Annotated in this window: 17 protein-coding genes, 1 tRNA gene and 1 other RNA gene; 6 read left to right on the top strand and 13 right to left on the bottom strand. The window is 61.3% G+C overall.

Annotated features, from left to right (window positions below):
- Positions 1-2: 2 nt before the first annotated feature.
- Complete coding sequence (thrC, locus tag HMPREF2896_RS10890; RefSeq protein ID WP_070719511.1) at positions 3-1448, bottom strand: threonine synthase; 1446 nt, start codon at positions 1446-1448, stop codon at positions 3-5.
- A gap of 38 nt (positions 1449-1486) precedes the next feature.
- Here thrC and HMPREF2896_RS10895 point away from each other — a divergent pair, with 38 nt between their 5' ends.
- A complete protein-coding gene (locus tag HMPREF2896_RS10895; protein ID WP_070719512.1) occupies positions 1487-2788 on the top strand; it encodes an MFS transporter in 1302 nt (433 codons plus the stop codon).
- A 311-nt stretch (positions 2789-3099) separates the two neighbouring features.
- On the opposite strand, the gene HMPREF2896_RS10900 is transcribed toward HMPREF2896_RS10895, so the two are convergent.
- From HMPREF2896_RS10900 to HMPREF2896_RS10915, 4 genes are all read right to left on the bottom strand, one after another.
- Positions 3100-3531 carry a hypothetical protein gene (locus tag HMPREF2896_RS10900; RefSeq protein ID WP_236659246.1) on the bottom strand — a complete coding sequence of 144 codons (432 nt, stop codon included), beginning with the start codon at positions 3529-3531 and terminating at the stop codon, positions 3100-3102.
- A 34-nt stretch (positions 3532-3565) separates the two neighbouring features.
- Complete coding sequence (locus HMPREF2896_RS10905) at positions 3566-3883, bottom strand: hypothetical protein (protein ID WP_070719513.1); 318 nt, start codon at positions 3881-3883, stop codon at positions 3566-3568.
- 154 nt (positions 3884-4037) lie between these two features.
- Positions 4038-7097, bottom strand: a complete 3060-nt coding sequence (locus HMPREF2896_RS10910) for a bifunctional [glutamine synthetase] adenylyltransferase/[glutamine synthetase]-adenylyl-L-tyrosine phosphorylase (RefSeq protein ID WP_070719514.1) — start codon at positions 7095-7097, stop codon at positions 4038-4040.
- A 7-nt stretch (positions 7098-7104) separates the two neighbouring features.
- Positions 7105-8442, bottom strand: a complete 1338-nt coding sequence (locus tag HMPREF2896_RS10915; protein WP_070719515.1) for a glutamine synthetase family protein — start codon at positions 8440-8442, stop codon at positions 7105-7107.
- Between the two features lie 198 nt (positions 8443-8640).
- On the opposite strand from HMPREF2896_RS10915, the gene HMPREF2896_RS10920 reads away from it, so the two are divergent.
- A complete protein-coding gene (locus HMPREF2896_RS10920; protein WP_070719516.1) occupies positions 8641-9717 on the top strand; it encodes a DUF2786 domain-containing protein in 1077 nt (358 codons plus the stop codon).
- A 109-nt stretch (positions 9718-9826) separates the two neighbouring features.
- Positions 9827-11554 (top strand): CYTH and CHAD domain-containing protein, encoded by a 1728-nt coding sequence (locus tag HMPREF2896_RS10925; RefSeq protein ID WP_070719517.1) that lies wholly within the window; start codon positions 9827-9829, stop codon positions 11552-11554.
- Between the two features lie 159 nt (positions 11555-11713).
- Here HMPREF2896_RS10925 and HMPREF2896_RS10930 read toward each other — a convergent pair whose 3' ends face one another.
- Positions 11714-11902, bottom strand: coding sequence for a hypothetical protein (locus HMPREF2896_RS10930; RefSeq protein ID WP_070447463.1), 189 nt, complete (start codon positions 11900-11902; stop codon positions 11714-11716).
- A 147-nt stretch (positions 11903-12049) separates the two neighbouring features.
- Between HMPREF2896_RS10930 and HMPREF2896_RS10935 the strand changes: the two genes are divergently transcribed.
- On the top strand, positions 12050-13321 hold the full coding sequence (locus HMPREF2896_RS10935) for a galactokinase family protein (protein WP_070719518.1): 1272 nt from the start codon (positions 12050-12052) through the stop codon (positions 13319-13321).
- Here the strand turns inward: HMPREF2896_RS10935 and HMPREF2896_RS10940 are convergent.
- The 5 genes from HMPREF2896_RS10940 to HMPREF2896_RS10960 form a co-directional block, all read right to left on the bottom strand.
- On the bottom strand, positions 13318-14721 hold the full coding sequence (locus tag HMPREF2896_RS10940; protein WP_070719519.1) for an RNB domain-containing ribonuclease: 1404 nt from the start codon (positions 14719-14721) through the stop codon (positions 13318-13320). The two genes, HMPREF2896_RS10935 and HMPREF2896_RS10940, sit on opposite strands and share 4 nt — an antisense overlap.
- 37 nt (positions 14722-14758) lie before the next feature.
- Positions 14759-15192, bottom strand: an RNA gene (gene rnpB, locus HMPREF2896_RS10945) — RNase P RNA component class A.
- A gap of 15 nt (positions 15193-15207) precedes the next feature.
- Positions 15208-16377 (bottom strand): bifunctional RNase H/acid phosphatase, encoded by a 1170-nt coding sequence (locus HMPREF2896_RS10950; RefSeq protein WP_070719520.1) that lies wholly within the window; start codon positions 16375-16377, stop codon positions 15208-15210.
- Entirely contained in the window at positions 16374-17090 is a 717-nt protein-coding gene (locus HMPREF2896_RS10955; RefSeq protein WP_070719521.1) for a zinc ribbon domain-containing protein, read from the bottom strand. The genes HMPREF2896_RS10950 and HMPREF2896_RS10955 overlap by 4 nt, the downstream gene beginning before the upstream one ends.
- Positions 17091-17939 (bottom strand): Nif3-like dinuclear metal center hexameric protein, encoded by an 849-nt coding sequence (locus HMPREF2896_RS10960; RefSeq protein ID WP_070719522.1) that lies wholly within the window; start codon positions 17937-17939, stop codon positions 17091-17093. It abuts the gene before it with no gap.
- A gap of 103 nt (positions 17940-18042) precedes the next feature.
- Here HMPREF2896_RS10960 and HMPREF2896_RS10965 point away from each other — a divergent pair, with 103 nt between their 5' ends.
- Together HMPREF2896_RS10965 and HMPREF2896_RS10970 are read left to right on the top strand one after the other, a co-directional pair.
- On the top strand, positions 18043-18534 hold the full coding sequence (locus HMPREF2896_RS10965) for a low molecular weight protein-tyrosine-phosphatase (protein ID WP_070719523.1): 492 nt from the start codon (positions 18043-18045) through the stop codon (positions 18532-18534).
- Between the two features lie 31 nt (positions 18535-18565).
- Positions 18566-19543: an SURF1 family cytochrome oxidase biogenesis protein gene (locus HMPREF2896_RS10970; protein ID WP_070719524.1), complete on the top strand. Its 978-nt coding sequence runs from the start codon at positions 18566-18568 to the stop codon at positions 19541-19543.
- Between the two features lie 857 nt (positions 19544-20400).
- Here the strand turns inward: HMPREF2896_RS10970 and HMPREF2896_RS10975 are convergent.
- Positions 20401-20476 (bottom strand) — tRNA-Val (locus tag HMPREF2896_RS10975).
- A gap of 113 nt (positions 20477-20589) precedes the next feature.
- Positions 20590-21027 (bottom strand): DUF3052 domain-containing protein, encoded by a 438-nt coding sequence (locus tag HMPREF2896_RS10980; protein WP_070719525.1) that lies wholly within the window; start codon positions 21025-21027, stop codon positions 20590-20592.
- Between the last annotated feature and the right edge of the window lie 24 nt (positions 21028-21051).

Below are 21051 nucleotides of genomic sequence, written 5' to 3' on the forward strand. Positions count from 1 at the left end.
GCTTAAACCTCCGTGCTCTTAATGTACTGCGTAATGTAATCCTTCACCGCCGCGGCATCGTTTGGCAGGTCGGTGACGTGACGCTCGGCTTCAAGGATTTCGGCGAAACGCTCCGGCACCTCCGGCTCGCTGCCAATGGCTTCCTTGATGGTCTCCGCAAACTTCACCGGCAGGGCGGTCTCCAGACAGATGATTGGGGTATCGACCCCATACTCTTCCTGTACCGCGCGGGCAACCTTGATGCCGTCGGCCGTGTGCGGATCCACCAGCACGTCGTAGCGCTCGTGGACATCCTTAATGGTGGCGAGGCGGTCCGCGTGGGTGGAGGAACCGGACAGGAAACCGTACTCCGCGTGGGCGGCGTCAAGTGCCTGCTTGTCGACGTTAAACCCGCCTTCCTTCACCTTTGTCCCGAAAAGCTCCTTAATCTGTGTGGCATCGCGGCCTAGCAGATCAAAAGCGAAGCGCTCAAAGTTGGAGGCGCGGGAAATATCCATCGACGGCGAGGAGGTTTTGTACGTCTGCTCCGAGGAACGCGGGCGGTAGCTGCCGGTGCGGAAGAACTCATCGAGCACGTCGTTTTCATTGGTCGCGACGATGAGTTTGTCGATGGGCAGGCCCATCTGGCGGGCGATGTGGCCGGCGCAGATATCCCCAAAGTTGCCAGTCGGGACGCTGAAGGAGACCTTCTCGGTGTTTTCCGTGGTGATCTTGAGGTAGCAATTGATGTAGTAGACCACCTGCGCCATGAGGCGAGCCCAGTTAATGGAGTTGACCGCGCCGATGCGGTTCTCTGCCTTGAAATTAGCGTCGGCCGAAACCGCCTTGACCACGTCCTGGCAATCATCAAACACGCCATCGAGGGCGATATTGCAGATATTCGGGTCATCCAGCCCGAACATCTGGGCCTGCTGGAAGGGAGTCATGCGCCCAGCCGGGGTCAGCATGAAGACACGGATGCCCTTGCGCCCGCGCATGGCGTACTCCGCCGAGGAACCGGTATCGCCAGAGGTAGCGCCCAGAATATTGAGGGTTTCGCCGCGACGGGCCAGCTCGTATTCGAAGAGCTCGCCCAACATCTGCATGGCCATGTCCTTGAAGGCGGCCGTCGGCCCCTCAGAGAGGTGGCCAATGTAAAGGCCCTCCCCCAGTTCGCTGACGGGGACGATCTCCTCGTGGTCAAACTTGGGGTAAGTGTAGGCGCGCTGGGCAATTCCTTCGAGGTCTTCGGCGGGAATATCATCCACAAAAAGCTTGAGCACTTCGGCGGCCAAGGCCGCGTAGCCACCCTCCGCCAAGGTCTGGCGCCAGTTAGTCAGAGTGGCGTCATCGATGTGGGGGTAGGTGTCCGGCAGGTAGAGGCCGCCATCGGGGGCCAGACCTCCGAGGAGGATATCCGTAAAGGAGGCGGGCTGGCGGTCGGTATCGCGGGTCGAAATGTACTTCACCCCCTGCATCTTAGTTGGTGCCGCGTAAAGTATCAGCCATGTCGGTCCCTCATCCTCGCAATGTAATTACCACTAAGGCTCTCTCCGTGTGGGTAGCTGCGGTGTTGGTCTACATCGTGGCAATTACCGGCCGCACATCTTTTGGCGTAGCGGGGCTTGAAGCCATCGATCGCTTCGACGTCGATGCCTCCCGCATTGCTGTTTTCACCTCTGTACAACTGGGTATTTATTCACTGGCACAGATCCCTACGGGCATGCTCATTGATAGGTTCGGACCCCGCCGCCTGCTGGTCATTGGCTCCATCATCATGGGCATAGGCCAGGTGGTCCTCGGTTTCACCAGTAATTATTGGGTAGCCATCGCCGCCCGCCTGCTCATCGGCGCGGGCGATGCCACCGCCTTCCTCTCCGTGATGCGCATCCTGCCCTATTGGTTCCCGCTGCACCGCACCCCCATGTTCACCCAGGTCACCTCGTCGCTGGGGCAGCTGGGTCAGTTCATGTCCGCCTTGCCTTTTGCCATTCTGCTGGGCTGGGGCGGGTGGACCATGGCCTTCGTTACCTTGGGTGCGGTGGGCATTCTCATCGCCGTTGCGGCCGCGGTGGCGGTTGCGGATTCCCCAGAATCACTCGGCATCGTGCCCAAACCAAAGGAAAAACCGAACGCGAAGCCGGAGAGCACTGCCGCACTGTTATCCACCGTTTTCCTCTCCCCCGTAGCGTGGCAGGCATTCTTCATTCACTGGATTGGTCTGGGGGCCACCAACGTGTTTGTCATGCTGTGGGGAGTGCCCCTGATGACCGCGGGCATGGATTTTTCTAAGACTAGCGCCGGCTGGGTCCTGACGTGGTTTAGCGTGTGCATGGTGCTGGTTGGTCCCTTGCACGGCCGGTTATCCTCCCGAGCTAGGGGTTTCCGTCCCTGGCTGGCCTTAGGGTTTGTGGCTATCCACTGCGCGGTGTGGGTCCTGTTCTTCTTCTTTGGCGGCAGCTACCTCTCACTGTTCATCCTCATCAGCGTGGTGTCCCTGTGCACACCGGTGGCAAATTATGGATTCGACATTGTCCGTGAAAACCTGGATCGCCGCGTCGTCGCGACGGCGACGGGTCTGGGAAACATGGGCGGCTTCATTGCCACGGTCATCGGCGCCCAGCTCGTCGGCATGGTTCTCGATCACTTGGGCAATGGGCCGGACTATCCCTACCATGACTTCCGGCTTGCTGCCTGGGCTGTCTTTGGCGTGTGGTGCATTGGCATCGTGGGTGTTCTCATCACCCACATCCTGCGCAGCCGGGGCGGGGAGGAAGGGCCGCACGCCAGAATCGTGCAAGTGGGTTAGTAAAGGGCTGAATTACTGAAAGGCCAAGGCGCTCAACGGCGCCTCAAGGGGCAGCCCATTGGCCACTTCAAAGACCCCGATCCCGCCGCCGATGGGGACGAGAACGGCGATGCTCACCCCCACTGCGGTCCTGAGCAGCTCGCGTAATTTTCGTCGTTTCTCCACCTCAACGCACCAACCTTTATCGTTTCGTTATCTGTGCGTGTGAGCTTAAGAGCTACGGCTGCAAGGCGAATCCTCATTGACTGCGCATCACCTGCCAGTCCCTGTGGGCTCCATGGCAGCGCACTCAACGAAAGTGGCGGGCAGACTTATTCTGCGGGGGTCGACTCTACGTAGATCGGACCTTCCACCGGGGCGACAACACCGGCATCGAAGGCGGCGAGGACACCTTTCGCATCATCTTTCGTGATGGCGCCTGCCTCGACGGCCTTCTCCAAATCAGCCTCAAGCATCTGACGGGAGCGGTACCTATCCGACGCCACCGACAGAAGTCCGCGTGGCACTGACTCCGATGGAATCCCCAGTGCTTCCGCCAGCGAGACAATGCGATCCTTTTCAGCCGGGTCAAGCTCGGCGCCTACCGACGGATCTTGTGGGACGCCGCCGTCGACCACCTGCTCCACCGTCAATGCCCCCTCCGGCACTTGGTACCGCTCCGTAGCCCACCAGCCCGCGCCGACGGCGGTGATGACTGCCACCACCACGAGGACCCATACGGCGATAATCTGCTTGGACTTCACGGCCACAATTTTAGACTTCTCTCACATTTGCGGCTTAATCCGCGCGGGGGCCAAAGGTGCCAAAAGAATTTCCATGCGGCGGGTGTGGCGAATCGAGGCGCTCGGACAGCGCATCGATGATGGAGCGGATGGTGGACTCCGCCACGGAGCGATCCAGGCTGTTGCGGCGCGGGGACTCAGGCTTCGGCTCAGTCGGCACAACGCGCGGCTTGTCGACGTCCAACCTCATCACCGTCCCCTCCACGCTCAGCGCAGCGGCGGGGTCGCACCCAGCCGCGCGGGCAGCGGAGAGGAAGGCGTCGAGATCAGCAAGAGTGGCATCGTTGAGGTCGAGGGACAGGTTCAGGCTCATGGTGTGCTCCTTTGTGCGGCGCGGGGATAATGACTGTTCACTGCCACCTAAGGCTATCGGCTGATCACCTGATAGAACAGGGGCTTGCTCCAAAGTCAGGGAAAGATCCGGGTGAGCTCAGGGTGCGGGTCAGGGGCGGAGCAACTGCCTTCTGCTAGTCATGCTCGAAGGATTCTGCTTCACCCCAGAACACCTCATCCACTATCTTCCGCGCGTGCCTGGTCACTTTGAGGTAATGCTCCAGGAATTGCTGATTACGCTCGGGCTCCCACCCGGCCGCGCCGGCCACCTGCGCCAGCTGCGGGCCCGGTGCCGGAAGCTGGTCCACGCGCTTGCCGCGCACCAGCACGAGCGCATTGCGGGCATCGGTGGCCAAGAGCCAAGCCTCCCGCAACTCCTGCACTTGCTCGACAGGGATAACCTCATTGTCCTCGAGGGCATCGAGCACCCGCAGGGTGGACGGATCATGCAGCGCCGGAACCTCGTGGGCGTGCATCATCTGGAGCAGCTGAACGGTCCATTCGATATCCGTTAGCCCACCGCGCCCCAGCTTGGTGTGGGTATTGCGGTCAGCGCCGCGCGGGAGGCGTTCGTTATCAACGCGCGCCTTCATTCGGCGGATATCACGAATCGTCTTCTCACTCACGCCCTTCGGCGGATAGCGGAAGGCATCCACCATGGTGAGGAAACGTGTACCGACCTCCTCATCTCCTGCCACGAAGGCCGCGCGGAGCAAAGCCTGCATCTCCCAAGGCTCGCCCCACTGCGAGTAATAGCGCTCATAGGATTCGATCGAGCGCACGACCGTTCCCGAGCGCCCCTCTGGCCGCAGGCCCAAGTCCACGTCCAAGGGCGGATCCCCGGAAGGCTTTGCCAGACGGCGGCGCAGTTTCTCAATGATGCCGATGGCCCATGGCAGAGCTTCTTCTTCGGCATTATCTCCTGTTGGCTCCGCCACCACGATGACATCGGCATCTGAACCAAAGCCCAGCTCCATACCGCCGAGCCGCCCCATGCCAATCACGGCGATGCGGGCGGGTGGTTCGGCATCATCGTGGCTCAGCCTCCACGCCCTGACCTCGGCGCGCAGCGCGGCTTCCAGCACAGCATTCCAGATGGTGGACAGTTCAAAACACACTTGTTGAACCGGCAAGAAGCCCAATAAATCAGCAGCGGCAATCCGCGCTAGCTCTGCGCGGCGGAGGGATCTGGCAACCGATACTGCCTTGTCTGGGTCCGCGTGGCGCTTGGTGGAATTAATCAAGGCGGAAGACACTTGCTCGGGCTTGGTTTCCAACAGCTTGGGCCCTGCCGCGCCATCGGAGAGCTGCTTGACGACGTCCGGGGCGCGAATAATGAGCTCCGCCGTGAAGGGCGAGGTGCCCAGAATCTTCATGAGGCGTTGGCCGACAACGCCTTCGTCACGAAGCATGCGCAAGAACCACGTCCGGTCATAAGCTGCCTCAGAAAGCTTGCGGTAATTCAGCAGGCCCATATCCGGGTCAGCGGTATTGGAGAGCCACTCCATCAACGTCGGCAGCAGAATGGCCTGGATGCGCGCCTTGCGCGATTGCCCCGCGGCGAGGGAGGTGAGGTGCTCAAAAGCACGGTCCGGGTGGCGATAGCCCAGTGCCGCTAGCTGCAAGAGCGCGGCTTCGCGGGAGAGCTTGAGTTCATCCGCCGACATCGAGGCCACGGAATTGAGCAGCGGGCGGTAGAACAAGCGCGAGTGGAGCTCAGAGATAAGCAGGCGAACCTTCCGCAGCTGGGTATTCATCTGGTCCGCTGCCGACTGATGCCCCTGTGGGTGAAAGCCTGAATTGATGGCCAGCCACGTGAGCGCCTTGTTGTCGTCCTTCTCCGGCAAGGTGTGGGTACGGCGGAAACGCTCCAGCTGAAGGCGGTGCTCAAGCAAACGCAGAAACTCGTAGGCCTCGATGAGCTGGGTGCCGTCTTCACGCCCGACATACCCGGCGCGCACGAGCGCTGCCAGTGCATCAACCGTGGCGAGTGTGCGCAGCGATTCATCCGAGCGCCCATGCACCAACTGCAGCAACTGGACGGCGAACTCCACGTCACGCAGGCCGCCCTCCCCCAGCTTGAGCTCTCGAAGACGCATCTCCTCGGGGACATTATCCAGCACGCGGCGGCGCATAGCTTGAACGTCTTCCACGAAGGACTCCCGCTGCGAGGCCGTCCACACCATCGGCCCGATCTGTTCCAGGTAGTCCGTGCCTAAGGGCAGATAGCCGGTTTGCGGCCGTGCCTTCAGCAGCGCTTGAAACTCCCAGGTTTCTGCCCACCGCTTGTAATAGGCAACGTGCGAATCCAGCGTTCGAACCAAGGCACCGGATTTGCCTTCCGGACGCAGGTTGGCGTCAACCTCGAAGAAGCAGGCCGAGCCAATCCGGTTGAACTCCGACGCTAGGCGGGTGATCCGTGGTGTCGCCTCGGAGCCTACGAAGACCACGTCCACGTCGGAGATGTAGTTCAATTCGCCCGCGCCGCACTTGCCCATCGCGATGACGGCCAGCTGCGCATCGAGTGCTTCATCCCCATAGACCACCCGGACCGCACCGGCGAGTGCTGCCGTCAAGGCGGCATCTGCGAGGGCTGTGGTCAGCCTAGTGACCTCCCGGAAACCAACTCGCGGCTGGGGGCGTGACTGGCCCTTGCGCGAGTGAAATGTACCTGCGAGGTCATGGGCGGCAATGCGCATCATCAGCGTTCGGTAGGCCACTTTGAGTGATGCTTTGTGGTCCCCCGGTGCTGCCCGGTAGGTGCCGGGAGACGTCAGGTCGGGGCTCGCGGTGTCAGGCTGGTCTGGTTGCTCAACGTATGTCGCAGGTTCCGCCCCGACCTCTGTGAGCAGCGTGTGCAGCATTTCGGTAGGAGTCGGCAGCGCCCGCTGCAGCTCGTGCCAGGTTTCTGGGTGTGCAGCGAGATGATCACCGAATGCCGAAGAGCCGCCCAGCAGGGCGATGAGTCGCACCCGGAATGTTTCGTCCTCGCGCATCGCCGGGCCAATCTCAGGCGCCCCCTCGACGATCCTCATCAACGTGTTGAGGGCCATATCGGGATCGCCTGCTCCGGCCAGTGTCCACAACAGTTCTAGGGACTCCGGATTATCCCACCCGAGGCGGGATAGATCCTCCGCAGCAGTTGGCCGGGTCAGACCAAGAGTAGCTGGGGACGGTACTGATGCTGGACGCATACTTCTCCTAGAAATTCAGGTTGTTGCGCAATTCGAATGCGGTGATCTGCTGCTGGTATTCGTGCCACTCATCCCACTTTGAGCGCAGGAAGTACTCAAAGACGTGTTCACCGAGGACCTCCGCCATAAACTCGGAGCGTTCAAATTCTCGGAGGGCTTGGTCCAGGCTGCTCGGCAGATCCTTGTACCCCATCGCACGGCGCTCGCGGTGGGTCAGCTGGTGGACGTCATCCTCGGCCGGATCCCCTAGCTCATAGCCTTCTCTGATTCCGCGCAAACCAGCGGCAAGGAGCACCGCGTAACCCAGGTAAGGGTTCATCGCTGAATCCAGCGAGCGGATTTCAACTCGGCGCGACATTTCCTTGGAAAGGCGGTAGGTGGGAACTCGCACCAGCGCAGAACGATTAGAGATTCCCCACGTCACTGACCCTGGAGCCTCGCTGCCAAACATCAGGCGCTTATAGGAGTTGGTCCACTGGTTGGTGATCGCTGTCATCTCCACTGCGTGTTCAAGAATGCCGGCGATGAACTGCCGTCCTGTGCTGGACAGCGAAATCTCATCATCGGGGTCATGGAAGGCGTTGGAATCTCCCTCGAAAAGGCTCAAGTGAGTATGCATGCCCGAGCCTGAGCGGTCCTCGAAAGGCTTGGGCATGAACGTCGCGTGCACTCCTTGCTGGGAGGCAACCTCTTTGATGAGGTAGCGGAAGGTCATGATGTGGTCCGCCATCGACAATACGTCAGCATGGCGGAGGTCGATCTCCTGCTGGCCAGGTGAGGTCTCATGGTGGCTGAACTCCGTGGCGATGCCCATTGATTCCAACGCGTACATTGACCGGCGCCGGAAGCTCGGGGCGTTATCATGCGTGGCTTGGTCGAAATAGCCGCCGTTATCGGTGGCAACAAGCCTGTTGATATCGCGCGCGTCCTCAAGGAGATAAAACTCAATCTCAGGAGACGCCTTGCACGTGAATCCCTCATTGGCCGCCTCGGTTACCTGACGGCGCAGGATGTGGCGCGGGTCCACCAACGAAGGTTGCCCATCGGGCTGAGTAATGTCACAGAACATGCGCGCCGAGAGAAGCTCGGGTTCTTCCTTGTCAAAGGGCATGATCTGAAAGGTTGAAGGGTCCGGCATTGCGATGGTGTCGGCCTCCGAAATGCGGGAGAACCCTTCCACTGAAGAGCCGTCGAAGCCAACACCTTCCTCGAAGGCGGATTCCAACTCTGAGGGGCTCATTACCACCGATTTCAGCGCCCCCAAGATGTCAGTGAACCAGAGACGAATGAAGCGGATATCGCGTTCTTCAACTGTACGAAGGACGAATTCGTGTTGGCTGTTCATGCTTTAAACCCTACCGCCGCGCACCGAAGCCACGGAGAAAGTTTCTTCTTTTGCCCCCGCACCGACATTTATTAACCCAGTTGACAAGAGTATCTCGGGGGCAAATTCTTTCGACTCCCCTGACCCCTGTCGGCTTCACATGCTTGAATGGCCACACAACCGAACAGATGTACCCATAAAGAAGGATGAGGAACAGCCATGAACGCACAACACGCAACCCTGAGCCAGCGAGGAATCGAGCTCATTGGCCAAGCAGCCCAGCAAGGATGGTCGCCTAAAGACCTGCTCCATGTCCTGGGTAATTTTTGCCACCCACTCATTTATCGCGCCGCCCCTCATGTTCCCGCACAGATTAGTTCCCCTGCGCTGCGCAAGGAATGGTTGAGCATTACCCCGCCTGCCTCGATGACCATGCCGACCGAAGACCTTATGCGACTTATTGAAGCAATCACTTTCCTGCCACCCCTTCGGGACGTTGAAGTGCTAGCGGCCCAACGAACCGACTCTCGGGCATCCCGCGACAGCAAGGAAGATAGGATCCGCGCCAAAATCTCTCATCTTTTGCGAAAAGCAGAATCCACTCCCTATGAAGAAGAAGCCAGCGCGCTCATCGCCAAAGCGCAGAGCCTGCAACAACAGCACCGCCTCGAGAAGACACTGACTAGTTCCTCGGACACGGTGGTATCCACACGCATCCATATCAGCGCTCCCTATATCAACCACAAAACCACTCTGCTCAGCGTCATTGCGGATCGGAACGGATGCACCGCCCTCCGGCTGCACCCCAAAGGGATTGTCACCGTCATTGGCGCTGAAGAGGACGTTCACCACGTCACTGATCTTTTCGCCTCACTTCTACGGCAATGTGAATGGCATATGCACCACGGCGAGCACGCCAAGAGTGCGCGTCAGCTTGGCAATGTGGCGACCTTTCGCCGAAGCTTCATCCTGTCTTATGCCACCCGTATCGGTGAGTTATTGGAGGAAGCAAATTCAAAGCTGGACTCCCACGACGTAGAAGGGACCGGTTCGGCATCAAACGGCCCCAGCACTCGGCAAGACGAAATTACCCTGGCTCAGCAATCACTATCGGCAGTCGAAGAACGCCGCCGCAACGCCGAAGCAGTGACTGATCGAATCTTCCCCAATGCGCGCACCGTGTCCCTGGCGGTGAGAAGTCACGCAGGAGTATCCGCCGGCACATCAGCTGCAGAAAAATCCCACTTGGGAGGTGATTCCTCGGGGCTTAACGGACGCCGCCAACTCACCCGCTAAGGACGATTAATGGCAGGCACATTTGTGTTACTAGCCAGGTAACCTAGAAGGCGGTACCGAGGTTTGATGCCTCCTTTTTATCAATTCGCTCCCCGACGAAGGTGTGTACATGTCTCCAAAGACGTTCCTTGAAATCGAAGCCAAGTTCGCCGTGGATGAGACCACCCCCATGCCGGATCTCCCCCACCTCGATGAGGTTTCCCGTGTTGCAGAAACCCGCCACCACTCGTTGTCCGCGATTTACTACGACACCGAGGACCTCCGCCTTACCCACGCGAAGATCACGCTGCGACGTCGCACCGGCGGAAATGATGATGGCTGGCACATCAAGATTCCCGGTGCGGAAGGTCGCACTGAGATCCGCGCGGAACTCGGTGAGCCCATCGACGGCAAATACGAGGTTCCGGACGAGTTGCTCCACCAAGTCCGATCGGTCGTGCGCAACCAGCCTCTTGAGCCGATCGCACAGGTGGATAACAACCGCACCGAGTTGCTCCTCGTTGACGCAGACGAGCAACCAGTTGCTGAGTTCTGCGATGACCATGTCACCGCGTTCTCCTTCCTGCCGGGTGGTTCGCAGAGCACATGGCGCGAGTGGGAGGTAGAGCTCGCCGGGGACCTGCCAGGAAGCAAAGCAGGCAGCAAACTGCTGCGGCACGCCACTTCCCTATTGATCGGTTCTGGAGCTCGGGTTTCCTCCTCGCCGTCCAAGCTGAAGTCTGCATTGGGAGACTCCATCAACAACGTCGAGCTGCCTCCGGCCCTCGCCGCGTCCACTGTGGAGCCGGGCTCCCCCGCGGCGGCAGTCGTGGAGGCGCTGAAGGCTAATCGGGACAAGCTCGTCGAATTCGATCCGCGGGTTCGCCGGGATGAGTGGGATTCGGTGCACCAAATGCGTGTGGCTACCCGTGAATTGCGCAGCCACTTGCAGACCTTCCACGGCATTGTGGTGGGCCCTGAGATCAAGCGCATCGAGTCAGATCTCAAGGAGCTTGCGGCCATGCTGGGCGTTGCCCGTGATGCCGAGGTCGTGGAAGAACGTTGGCAGAATCTTCTCGCTTCCGAGGACTCCGATGTTCTCGATGACGCTACCCGCGAGCACATTGCGCATGACATGGGCCGTGCCTACCGCCGTGCGCATCGCCGAGTCATCGCCGCGCTCGATTCGGACCAATACCTGGCTCTGCTCGATGCACTGGACGCTTTCCTCGCCAACCCGCCGGTTGCCGGGGAAGACACCTCCGCTGACTCAGACAGCTCATCCGCGGATAGCGGAGCGGAAGACTCTGAAAGCGCCGAGTCGGCATCCACTGATTCCGCTCAGGAACAAGAAGCAGCACAAGACTACGAGCCGAAGCACGCCAAGTCTGATGAGGAAGCCGAGCCCCACGATCTCGACACGGTGATGGCCCTGCACCTCAAGCAGGCTTATGACAAGCTGGTCAAACGCCACAAGAAAGCCGTCTCCAACTGGGATAACACCGAGCTGACGCTGCACGAGCGTGAGGAGTACTTCCACGATATGCGCAAGGCAGCGAAGAAGCTGCGCTATGCCGCGGAAGCTGCTGGGTCCGCTACCACGCTGAAGACGAAGAACCTCTACAAGGCCTGCAAGCAGATGCAATCTGTCTTGGGAGACTTCCAGGATTCGGTGACCTCCCGCGATAAGCTGCTCGAGTTGGCAGAAAGCGCACGCCGCCGTGGTGAGGACACCTTCGGCTATGGCCTTCTCTACCAGCGTGAGCGCATCATCGGATTGGAGGCACTCAACGCCTACTCGGATAGCTTCAAGGCCATCAAGTCTGCCTTCAAGCCGCTGCGCAAGAAGCTGCGCTAGCCGGCGGGGCTTTCCTCCGCTAGTCTTCCTGCGCTGCGAGGCAACAAGCAGAAGCGGCCCACACCTTCGCTCCCGTGCGGTGGTGTGGGCCGCTTCTGTTGAGCGGACGTCTTAAGTGGGTTTCTTAATCAGCCGTGCCGTTCTCGGCGGTGTGGTGCTTTAGTAATCGTCCTCGGCGGCGTCCTCAGCATCAGCTGCAGCGGTGCGTGCTTGCGCGATTTCGATGGCGTGCTCAGCCTCCTCACGGGAATCATAAGGTCCCATGCGGTTCTCCCAACCGGACACCTTGCCCTGGGATACCTCACCGGTGGACGGGTCATAGAACCACTTGTTATCGGCCTCAGCCATAATTTTCTCCATTCTCTTCATCTCTCACTCAGTGCACCCCACACTACAGACCGCCTACGTACCATGCCCGTTAGAATAGATAGGTCACTTAGTCCTGCTGCTACTTCTTTGGCAGGATATCGCCACCAGCAAAGGAGAACCTTCCCGATGCCCCTGTGGACTGCCCCTTCGACCCCGGCCGTCGACCGCGTTCGCGCCGCACACCGCGAGAACGTGGGCGCTGAATCAGCACACGTCGCCAGCGCCCCCGCCACTTGGGCACTCATTGGCGAGCACATCGACCACTACGGCGGCATTGCCATCATGGGGCTTGCAGATATCCGCGCGGCAGCAGCTGTCAGCCCCCGCAGCGACGGACTCGTCAAGGTTCACCTCGAGCACACCAATGGAGAGACCGTTAAAGACGAGATCTCCCTCGAACAGGTTTCTGCCCTCGCTGCACAACAGCAACCCGGCGTGGATTCTGAAGGCCAGCCCATCGAGCCCCCAGCACCCGAAGGCGCTATCGCGGCGCGCCTCGGCGGCATCATCTACACCATGATCAACCGCCAGCTTCTTACCCGCGAGACCGCTGGTGCCGATATCACCGTGGTCAACGACATCCCCGATTCAACTGGACTCGGCGCCGCAGCAGCCATCGACATCGCCACCGCTTTGGCGTTGCTCGGCACGGCGGATGATCTGCATGACGCCCCGCTGCGCGCCCGTATCGCAGAAGTCTGTTCCCAAGCGGTTGGCACCTTCGCGCGATTCCCTGCACTGCGCGCTCGTCACTCCGCTGCCCTGCGCGGCGCAGGTGATTCCATCACCATCATCGACTACGCCGATGGCTCCGTGACCCAGGCACCCCACATGATCAACAAGGACATTGCAGCCTTCGCCTTGGCCGTGCCCGGAAACGTGGATTCCGCTGAGGCCGTGACGGAGATTCGCGCCCGCGAGCGGTTCATCGACGCCGCCTGCCGCGCCTTCGGCACGCCGTCGCTGCGCTTGTTGCCGGATGCGCCCCAGCGCGTCCTTGAGTGGCTGGCCGCGGTCCACAAGGTGCACGGCACCGAGAACCAGCCGACCATCGCCCAAGCCACGGCTTGGCTGACCTTCTACTCGGAGGAAACTGAGCGCGCCGAAGGCATTGCTCGTGCTTTGCGCTCCCGCCGCGGCACCGAGCTCTTCCCGCTGCTCACACAGTCGCAGTCTGCCTTGGCCACCGTCTATGGTTTCAACTCCGCAGAAAAACTCGCGCAGCTGGCCACCGCCCGCGGTGCCGTCGCCTCACGCTCTGCTCACGCCGGCACATCCTCCGCCGTCATCGCCTACGTGCCGAGCGCTAAGGCCACAAACTTCGCGGCCGACTTGGCCGAGGACGGCCTGCTGGTCATTCCGCTTACTGCCGGAAGCCCTGCCATCACCGAGGACTAATCCGCCGGCCAGGCAAAGAGCACATCGCGCGCCGCCACGTCGGCCTTCACCAAGGACACCATCGTTTCCTTGCCGGTCTCTGGGTGGCCTACGGCCTGCCCAATCACCGGTGGGTCCAGCACGAAGAGCCGTGCTTTCTCGCGCTTTGGCCCACCATCAACCACGACGGCCTCGAAGTTGGTGCCAACCCACGGCGCCAAGACGGTCGCCTCCGTGAGGTTCAAGCACGCCTTATCCACCTGGGAGGCCAACTGCGATGTTGAGCGCATCGTGGACATGACATCCCCGGCGCGCTCGCGCACCCACTGCGGAACCTCGTAGCCACCGCTCAGCGCCAAGCAGACCTCCGTGGCGAAGCGGTCGACAAGCCTCCGCAGCGGGGCGGTCACGTGCGCATAGTAGCCGCCGATTCCCGCGTGCACGTCCGCTTGGCCATCTTCGAGCCACACGTAGTCCGCACCCCGCAAAAGCCGCTGGGCCTCACGCATCACCGCCATCCCGCGCGGTGAATCCGCATCCACGGAATGGAGGAATTCCGAGATGCTGCGCTCCCCCAGCTCGAAGCCCAGCGCCTCCGCTTCCGAGCGAAAAGTTTCCTCGGCCTCCGGGGTGGCCGCAGATAGGGTGCGCAGGAAACCAACTCCGTGTTCTTCCATCAACCGCCCCGCACACATTCCGGTAAGCAAGGAAATCTCCGAGTTATAGTCCATCACCTCGTGACGCGGCTCCATCACCAGCTCGTAGTGCCCTTCTTCCCCATCGCTGCTTTCAGATACGCGCTGCGAAGGAAGGCGCAGGTTGATCGCCTCGCGGCGCAGCGAGGAGGCCTGGCGTAGCTTTCCTACTTCCGGCAGCAAGGCGATGGAGGAATGCAGCGCACCATTCTCCAAGTCCTTATGGACCTGGTCATAGTCCAGCCGCGCGCGGCTGCGCACGAGCGCGCGCTCCACCGAGAAGTCCTCCACCTCACCCGCAGTGTCAAGGTCGAAGGTCCAGAGGACGGCGGGGCGGTCGACGTCGGCAAGCAGCGAAGCCCTATCTTCGGAGAGCTCCGGCGGGTGCAGCCGCGCCGGTTCATCGGGCAGGTAGATGGTTTGGCCGCGCTTGAGGGACTCGGTCTCCAGCGCGGAGCCCGGCTCGATGAAAGCGGCGACATCCGCGATGGCATAGAGCACACGGTAGCCGCCATCTCGGGCCTCAATAAACACGGCCTGGTCCAGGTCCTTGGAGCCGGCTGGGTCGATGGTCACCAACGGGATCTCCCGGGCGTCGCGGCGCTGCTCGGCATAGCGGTCCTGCGCGGACGCGGCTTGGGCGGTGGCCTCCTCTGGGAAGGTGGTCGGAACAGAAAACTCCTCAGCGATGGGCCGAAAGTCCAAGGGCGCGGCATACAGTTTCATGCCGCCCCATTGTTCCAAAAAATAAAAGTGTAGGGCGCGAATGAGCCAACCTATAAGCCGGATTCTGTGCCGCGCGCCAAGGCGCGGTGGCAAACATCCATCCAGGCCAACCGTTACCAGTTGGCTCAAGCAGCTACCTTCAGGCTTCGGCGAGCAACCTACTAACGCCTGATCGGGCCCGCTAGCGTGGCGGGCCGTGATGCCTTGCTCCCAGTGGGGTTTACCCAGCCACCGCCATCGCTGACGGTGCTGGTGCGCTCTTACCGCACCCTTTCACCCTTACCGCTTACCCCACGCCGCGCCGGAGCGAAGCGAAGGGCGCGGCGGTCTACTTTCTGTTGCACTTTCCCGCGGGTCACCCCGGGTTGCTGTTAGCAACCACCGTGCTCTGTGGAGTCCGGACTTTCCTCGGCCCGCGCCTAGTCCCATAACGGAACCGGTTCGACGGAACGCGTTTGCCCGGTCGGCTCATTCGCGCCTGTTAGTTTATCGCAGCGCGCCCAGATGCCCCACATCGTTGAAACGGTGCAGGGTGCTGCCGCCGTCGAAGAATTCAACCTCACTCACAGAAGCCAGCTCTAAGAAGAGGTGGTTGGGTGTTTGCGGTCCGGAATCAAGCGCCTGGCGCACGAAGGACTTGATGGGGTTGACGTGGGAAACCACGAGAACGGTCTGCCCCGCGTAGCGCTGCTGCAACTTACGGCGCGCAGCACTGACGCGGCGGTGCACGGCGCGCAGGGACTCCCCGCCCGGGCAGGCCACGGACGTATCCTTCAGCCAGCGCGCGTGAAGCTCGGGGTCGGCGGCGTCGGCTTCAGCAAAGGTCTTGCCCTCCCAGCGTCCAAAGTCCACCTCAATGAGGTCCTCGACGGTTTCCACACGCAGGTCACGGCCCGTAACCACGGCCGCGGCCGTCTGCTGGCAGCGGCGCAACGGCGAGCACACCACGACATCGATGTGGGTATCGGCCAAGGCTTGGGCAGCGGCGAGCGCTTGCTTCTTGCCCAACTCAGTCAACTCGGGGTTCGCGCGCCCGGAGTATTGCTTGGCGGCGGACATCGCCGTCTGCCCGTGGCGCAGCAGGATGAAGCGGGTGGCCGGGCCACACTCGGGGCGCCAGTCAGCCGCGGTTGAGGACGCCGTGCTTGGCGACGTCTCCCCTGCCTCCCCACTGCCCGCAGCATCGAGAGCAGCGTCCGCTTCAATGGCGTCGCCGGCACCCATATCGAGGATGCCCACGGGCTCGCCCTTCGCGGCGGCATCCATGGCGACGTTGGACAGCTCATCGGCCACCGAGTTCTTGGCGCGCGGTACCCACTCGAGGCTGAAGCGCGGAATCTGGTTGAGCAGGCGGCGCGCCTCGATGGCGAGCTTTTGCATGTCCGGGTGCTTGATCTTCCAGCGCCCGTTCATCTGCTCCACCACGAGCTTGGAGTCCATATAGAACTCCACCTCGTCGGCCCCCAGCTCCACCGCGGCCTCAAGGCCACGCAGCAGCCCGTGGTATTCGGCCACGTTATTGGTGGACTTCTGGCCCACGACGTAGGCGATTTCCCTGAGCAGCTGCGAGCGGTCCTCGTTGTACACCGCCGTGCCAGAACCGGCTATCCCGGGGTTTCCGCGGGAGCCGCCATCAGCAAAGATGACTAGCTTCATGAGGCTGGGCGCACCAGGTAGGAGCCGCAATCGGAGCACTGCGGAACCTCGTCGGCAGCAGCGTTGCGCACCGCGTTCTGCTCGGCCGGCGGCAACACGATGAAGCAGCCGCCGCAAGCGCGGCCGGTGAAGGCCGCGGCCCCCACACCGTTTTCTTCGCGCACGGTCTCGTACTCCTCCAGGACATCCGCGGGCAGCTGCTCGCGCAGCTCGCCGATGCGCACCTGTGGGTCGGGGCGGTTCGCCGCAGCCTCCTGGGCGGCCTCGGCCGCGCGCTTGAGTACTTCGAGCTTGCGCTCCGAATCGGAGACCTTTGCGCCGTGGACGTCCAGGTTGGCACGCAGGGCGTGGATTTCGTTGTGGGCTTCCTGCAGCTCGCTCATGAGATCCGCGATACGGGACTTGGCCGCGTAGAGATCGTGCTCCAGATCCTTGCGGGTCTCCGGGTCGGTCGCGGCGCCGAGCTGTGCCTTGTCATCGCGCTCGCGCTGGCGCAGCTTGCGCTCATCAGCCTGGATGCGCAGGATCTCCATCTCCATGTCATCAACGGCGAGCTGGGCGGAGCCGGAGGCGTCGACAAGCCGGGCGTGTGCGGCCTGCGCCTTCTCGTATTCCTCTTGCTCCGGGATGGTGGGAGTTCCACCGTGCGCCTGGGAGCGCTCGAGGGTGGCCAGCTCCAGCAGGATGTTCTGCAGGTCCTGTGGCAGTTTCATTTAGTTCTCCTTATGCGCAGAAATCGTCCATGGGTCGGTGCGGACATCGATGATCTCGGTGTTCACGCGCAATGCGCCCTCCACAATATCGCGCGCCTGGGTAGTCCAGGGAAACTCGCTGGCCCAGTGAGCAGTATCCACCACGGCTGGGCCCTCCGGCTCCGCCAAGTGCGCGGCGCGCAGGTGCTCATCCACCGGGTGGTGGCGCAAATCGGAGGTGACGTAGACGTCCACGCCGAGCGCGGCCGCCTGGTCCAGGAAGGAGTCCCCCGAGCCGCTGGAGACGGCCACGCGCTTGACCATCCGCTCCGGGTCACCAGCCGCGCGCACTCCCCATTCAGTTTCCGGGAGGGCATCGGCCACGCGCTGGGTGAATTCGCGCAGAGTCACCGGCTCCTCCAACTCGCCCACGCGCCCCAACCCTAAGGCCTCGTCGAGGTTCTCATAGGGCTCCACCGGGACGATGGGGCGCCCAGGCTTGATACCGACGAGCTCAGCCAGCTTGTCGTTGACACCCGGGCGTGCTTTATCCGCGTTGGTATGCGCGGCCAACAGGGCCACGCCGTTGCGGATGAGAGTGTGAATGATCTTGCCCTTCGGGGTATCCGCCGCCACCGAGGTCACCCCGCGCAGAAGCAGCGGGTGATGCACCACGAGCATCTGCGCGCCGAGTTCCACAGCTTTGTCTGCCACCTCCTGGGTGCAGTCCAGAGCGAAAGCCACGGTGCTCACCTCATCCGTGGGGTCGCCGCATACCAGGCCAACGGCATCCCAGGGCTCGGCCAGCTGCGGCGGGTAGGCCTCGTGGATAACGCGGCGGATCTCGCCAACGGTCGTGTGTTCTGCCATCTCCTATGCTCCTTATACGGCTTCAGGTTTCACGTCAGTCGCGTCGCTGCTATATCCTAGCTTTCGTTCGCCAGCGCACCCCTCTAGCTTAAGGAGCCTTTGCATGACGCCTCCGGAGAACTCCAACCAGCTCCACATCGTCTTCGTATGCACGGGCAATATTTGCCGCTCACCAATGGCGGAAATCATTACCCGCGATGCCATGGAGACCGACATGCTCGATCTCCTCGCGCGCGTAGATTCCTGCGGCCTCGGCGGCTGGCACGTGGGCCAGGGCGCGGATGAGCGCGCCGTTGCTGAACTGCGCCGCGGCGGCCACGATGGTGCCGGCCACCAGGCTGCCCAGCTGGGCGAAGAGCACATGGACGCGGATCTCTTCGTGGCCATGGACACCGGCCACCGCGATGCCCTCCTAGATCGCGGCATCCCACAGGAGAAGGTGCGCCTCATGCGCAGCTTCGATCCGAATTCCCCGGAGGATGCCAGCGTAGAGGATCCTTTCTACGGCACGGAGGAGGATTTCGCCCGCACCCGCGAGGAGATTGATGCCGCCGTTCCCGGCCTACTCGAGTGGATTAAGACGAACCACGGCTAGATAATTCTTTGCGGCTACTAGACTGATCATCATGCTCAAGACATTCCTCAAGCCTGGGTGGGTGCTCTTTCTCATCTTCGTCGTCGCCTTTTCCTATTTCTCTTTCACGGTGCTGGCACCGTGGCAGCTAAATAAGGACGATCAGATTGTGGAGCGCAACCACCTCATTGAGGAGGCCTATGAGGCCGACCCCCAACCGGTCACCGAGGTTTTTTCGGCGGATGGTTCCTTGCACAAGGAGTGGGAGCGCGCGGAGCTAACTGGCCACTACCTCCCGGAGGATGAGGTTCTCCTGCGCTTGCGCCCGGTGGAGTCCGCTCCGGGCTTCCAGTCACTGGTCCCCTTTGAAACCGAATCCGGCGAGACCTTCTTGGTCAACCGCGGGTGGGTGCCTACGGATGAGGGCAATTCTGTGCCCCACATCGATCCGGCCCCGGAGGGCGAGGTCACCATCGTGGGCATGGCGCGCTACAACGAGCGCGAGCACTCCTCCGCCCCCATTGAGGAGCAGGGCTACACGCAGGTCTACTCCATCAATACGGAACAGATAGCAGAGCTTGTCGACGTCCCCCTCGCCCACGACTACCTCCAACTCTCCCCCGAGCAACCAGGTGAGCTGAATGCACTGCCGGTGCCGAAGTTGGATCGCGGCAATCACCTCTCCTATGGCTACCAATGGATTGCCTTCGGCATCATGGCGCCGTTGGGCTTTGCGTATTTCGTGTGGTCCGAGATTCGGGAGCGCCGACGCGCCCGCGAGGAGGAAGCCCTGATGGCCGAGGCCACCGCGGCCGCCACCAGTGCTGGCTCCCCCGATGCGTCCGCAGACGTCGATATCTCCGAGCACGAGGAGCCTGCGAGCGAGCACCCCGAAGCCACAGCGCCTTCTGCCTCAGGACCAAGACCGGCGGCTGGAACGCAGCCTTCCCGCCGCTCCCGCTCGCGCTATGGCTCCGCCAAGCCGGACTTCTACGAGAAGATCCGCGAGCGCGGTCAGGAACGCTTCTAGCCTCGGCCCCCAAAGGGGACGATCATGAACGCGATTGCGTGGACGTGAGAAGCGACCGAAACCGAGATTTCCGAGATTGCCGGCTTTCTAAACATGGAGATTGCCGACAGTATTCTTGAAGCCGCTGGCTGCACCGCTGAGAACTGCATTCCCAACTGGGGCGAAGACATGGGCCTGACCCCGGAAAGTAGACACGTCGGGGGTTAGGCCCGATCGACACTCCCCACTAGAGCAAAAAGCATCTTTCACCCAAGCGCAAAGGCTTCCTTCTCATTCACGCGCGACCCTACTAAATATGGGTCAATGCGGATACCGATGCACCTTCCTGTGCTCGAACCAGGCCCAAATCAAAGAAGCCAAGAACAACAGTGGCGTAACCCACGCCAGACGATGCCACCAATGTGCTCCAAAGTATGATTCATCAGCACTTAGTCCTGCTAGATAATTGATTACAAGCGTTGCGATGAACAGCACTACAACGACAGTAACGCTCGACCAGTAGGCTGCGCTTTTCTGTTTACACGTCAATGCCATCCTCCTCAATACATGTTTGCTGTTTTAGCGCGGGTTTGTGTGGTTAGTAGTCTCCCCCACCCGGATTACATCGTTCGGCCATTGTTCTAGGAAGCTTCACATTTGAGGTATACCCTAACCGAACACTAATTCCGGAACCATACCAAGTGTTCGCTAGGGTTAAACCCTGACCAAACCCCCGAACGCCAACACACCCAACTCAAAGCAGCCGGAGCAGTCCGCATCTACGCCGACCGCCAAAGCGGCCTTCGCCCTAGAGCACCCGCGGGCAACCGCCGAGCACGACGAAACCCCTCTCCGACTTAACGGAAAGGGGTTTCATTTGGTGCGGCCTGAGGGGATCGAACCCCCGACCTACTGGGTGTAAACCAGTTGCTCTTCCAGCTGAGCTAAAGCCGCAGTACACTTGGTGTGCTCGAACAAGATTAGCCCATAGGCACCCGCAGCAACAAATCAGGGTGTGATTCGACGCCGCGAATGCCGCCTGAGCAGGTATATCCTGCGGTTATTCTTTAGGGCTTCTTGGTGTAGCCGCGGGCCACGAGGCAGGAACCCTGCCACTCGCCGAGGCGCTCAGCCTTGGTCTGTACGAGGCCGGCCAGCTGTGCGGATTCGGAGATCTCACCCGGCTCCAGGTTGCCCGGCTTTCCAGCACCCGGGGTCAGCAGCCAGATGCGGCCGGAATCGCCCAGGGGACGGGTGGCATCCACCAGCCCATCGACCAAGTCGCCGTCCTCCGCGCGCCACCACAGCAGCACGAGGTCACACAGCTCGTCGGTCTCCTCCTCGAGGAAGTCCTCCCCCAACACGTCCTCGATGGACTCAGAAATCGTGCAGTCACAGTCCTCGTCCCAGCCAAGTTCTAGGGCAATCTGGCCCTCCTCGATACCGAGCTTGGCTGCAAATCCCGTCACTCGCTGAGTTCCTTCCGATGAAGTAGTTGATGTCATGCAGAGTATTTTAACGTCTACGGT

This window comes from Corynebacterium sp. HMSC069E04 (genome assembly GCF_001813175.1).
In the GTDB taxonomy this organism is placed as follows: Bacteria; Actinomycetota; Actinomycetes; order Mycobacteriales; family Mycobacteriaceae; genus Corynebacterium; species Corynebacterium aurimucosum.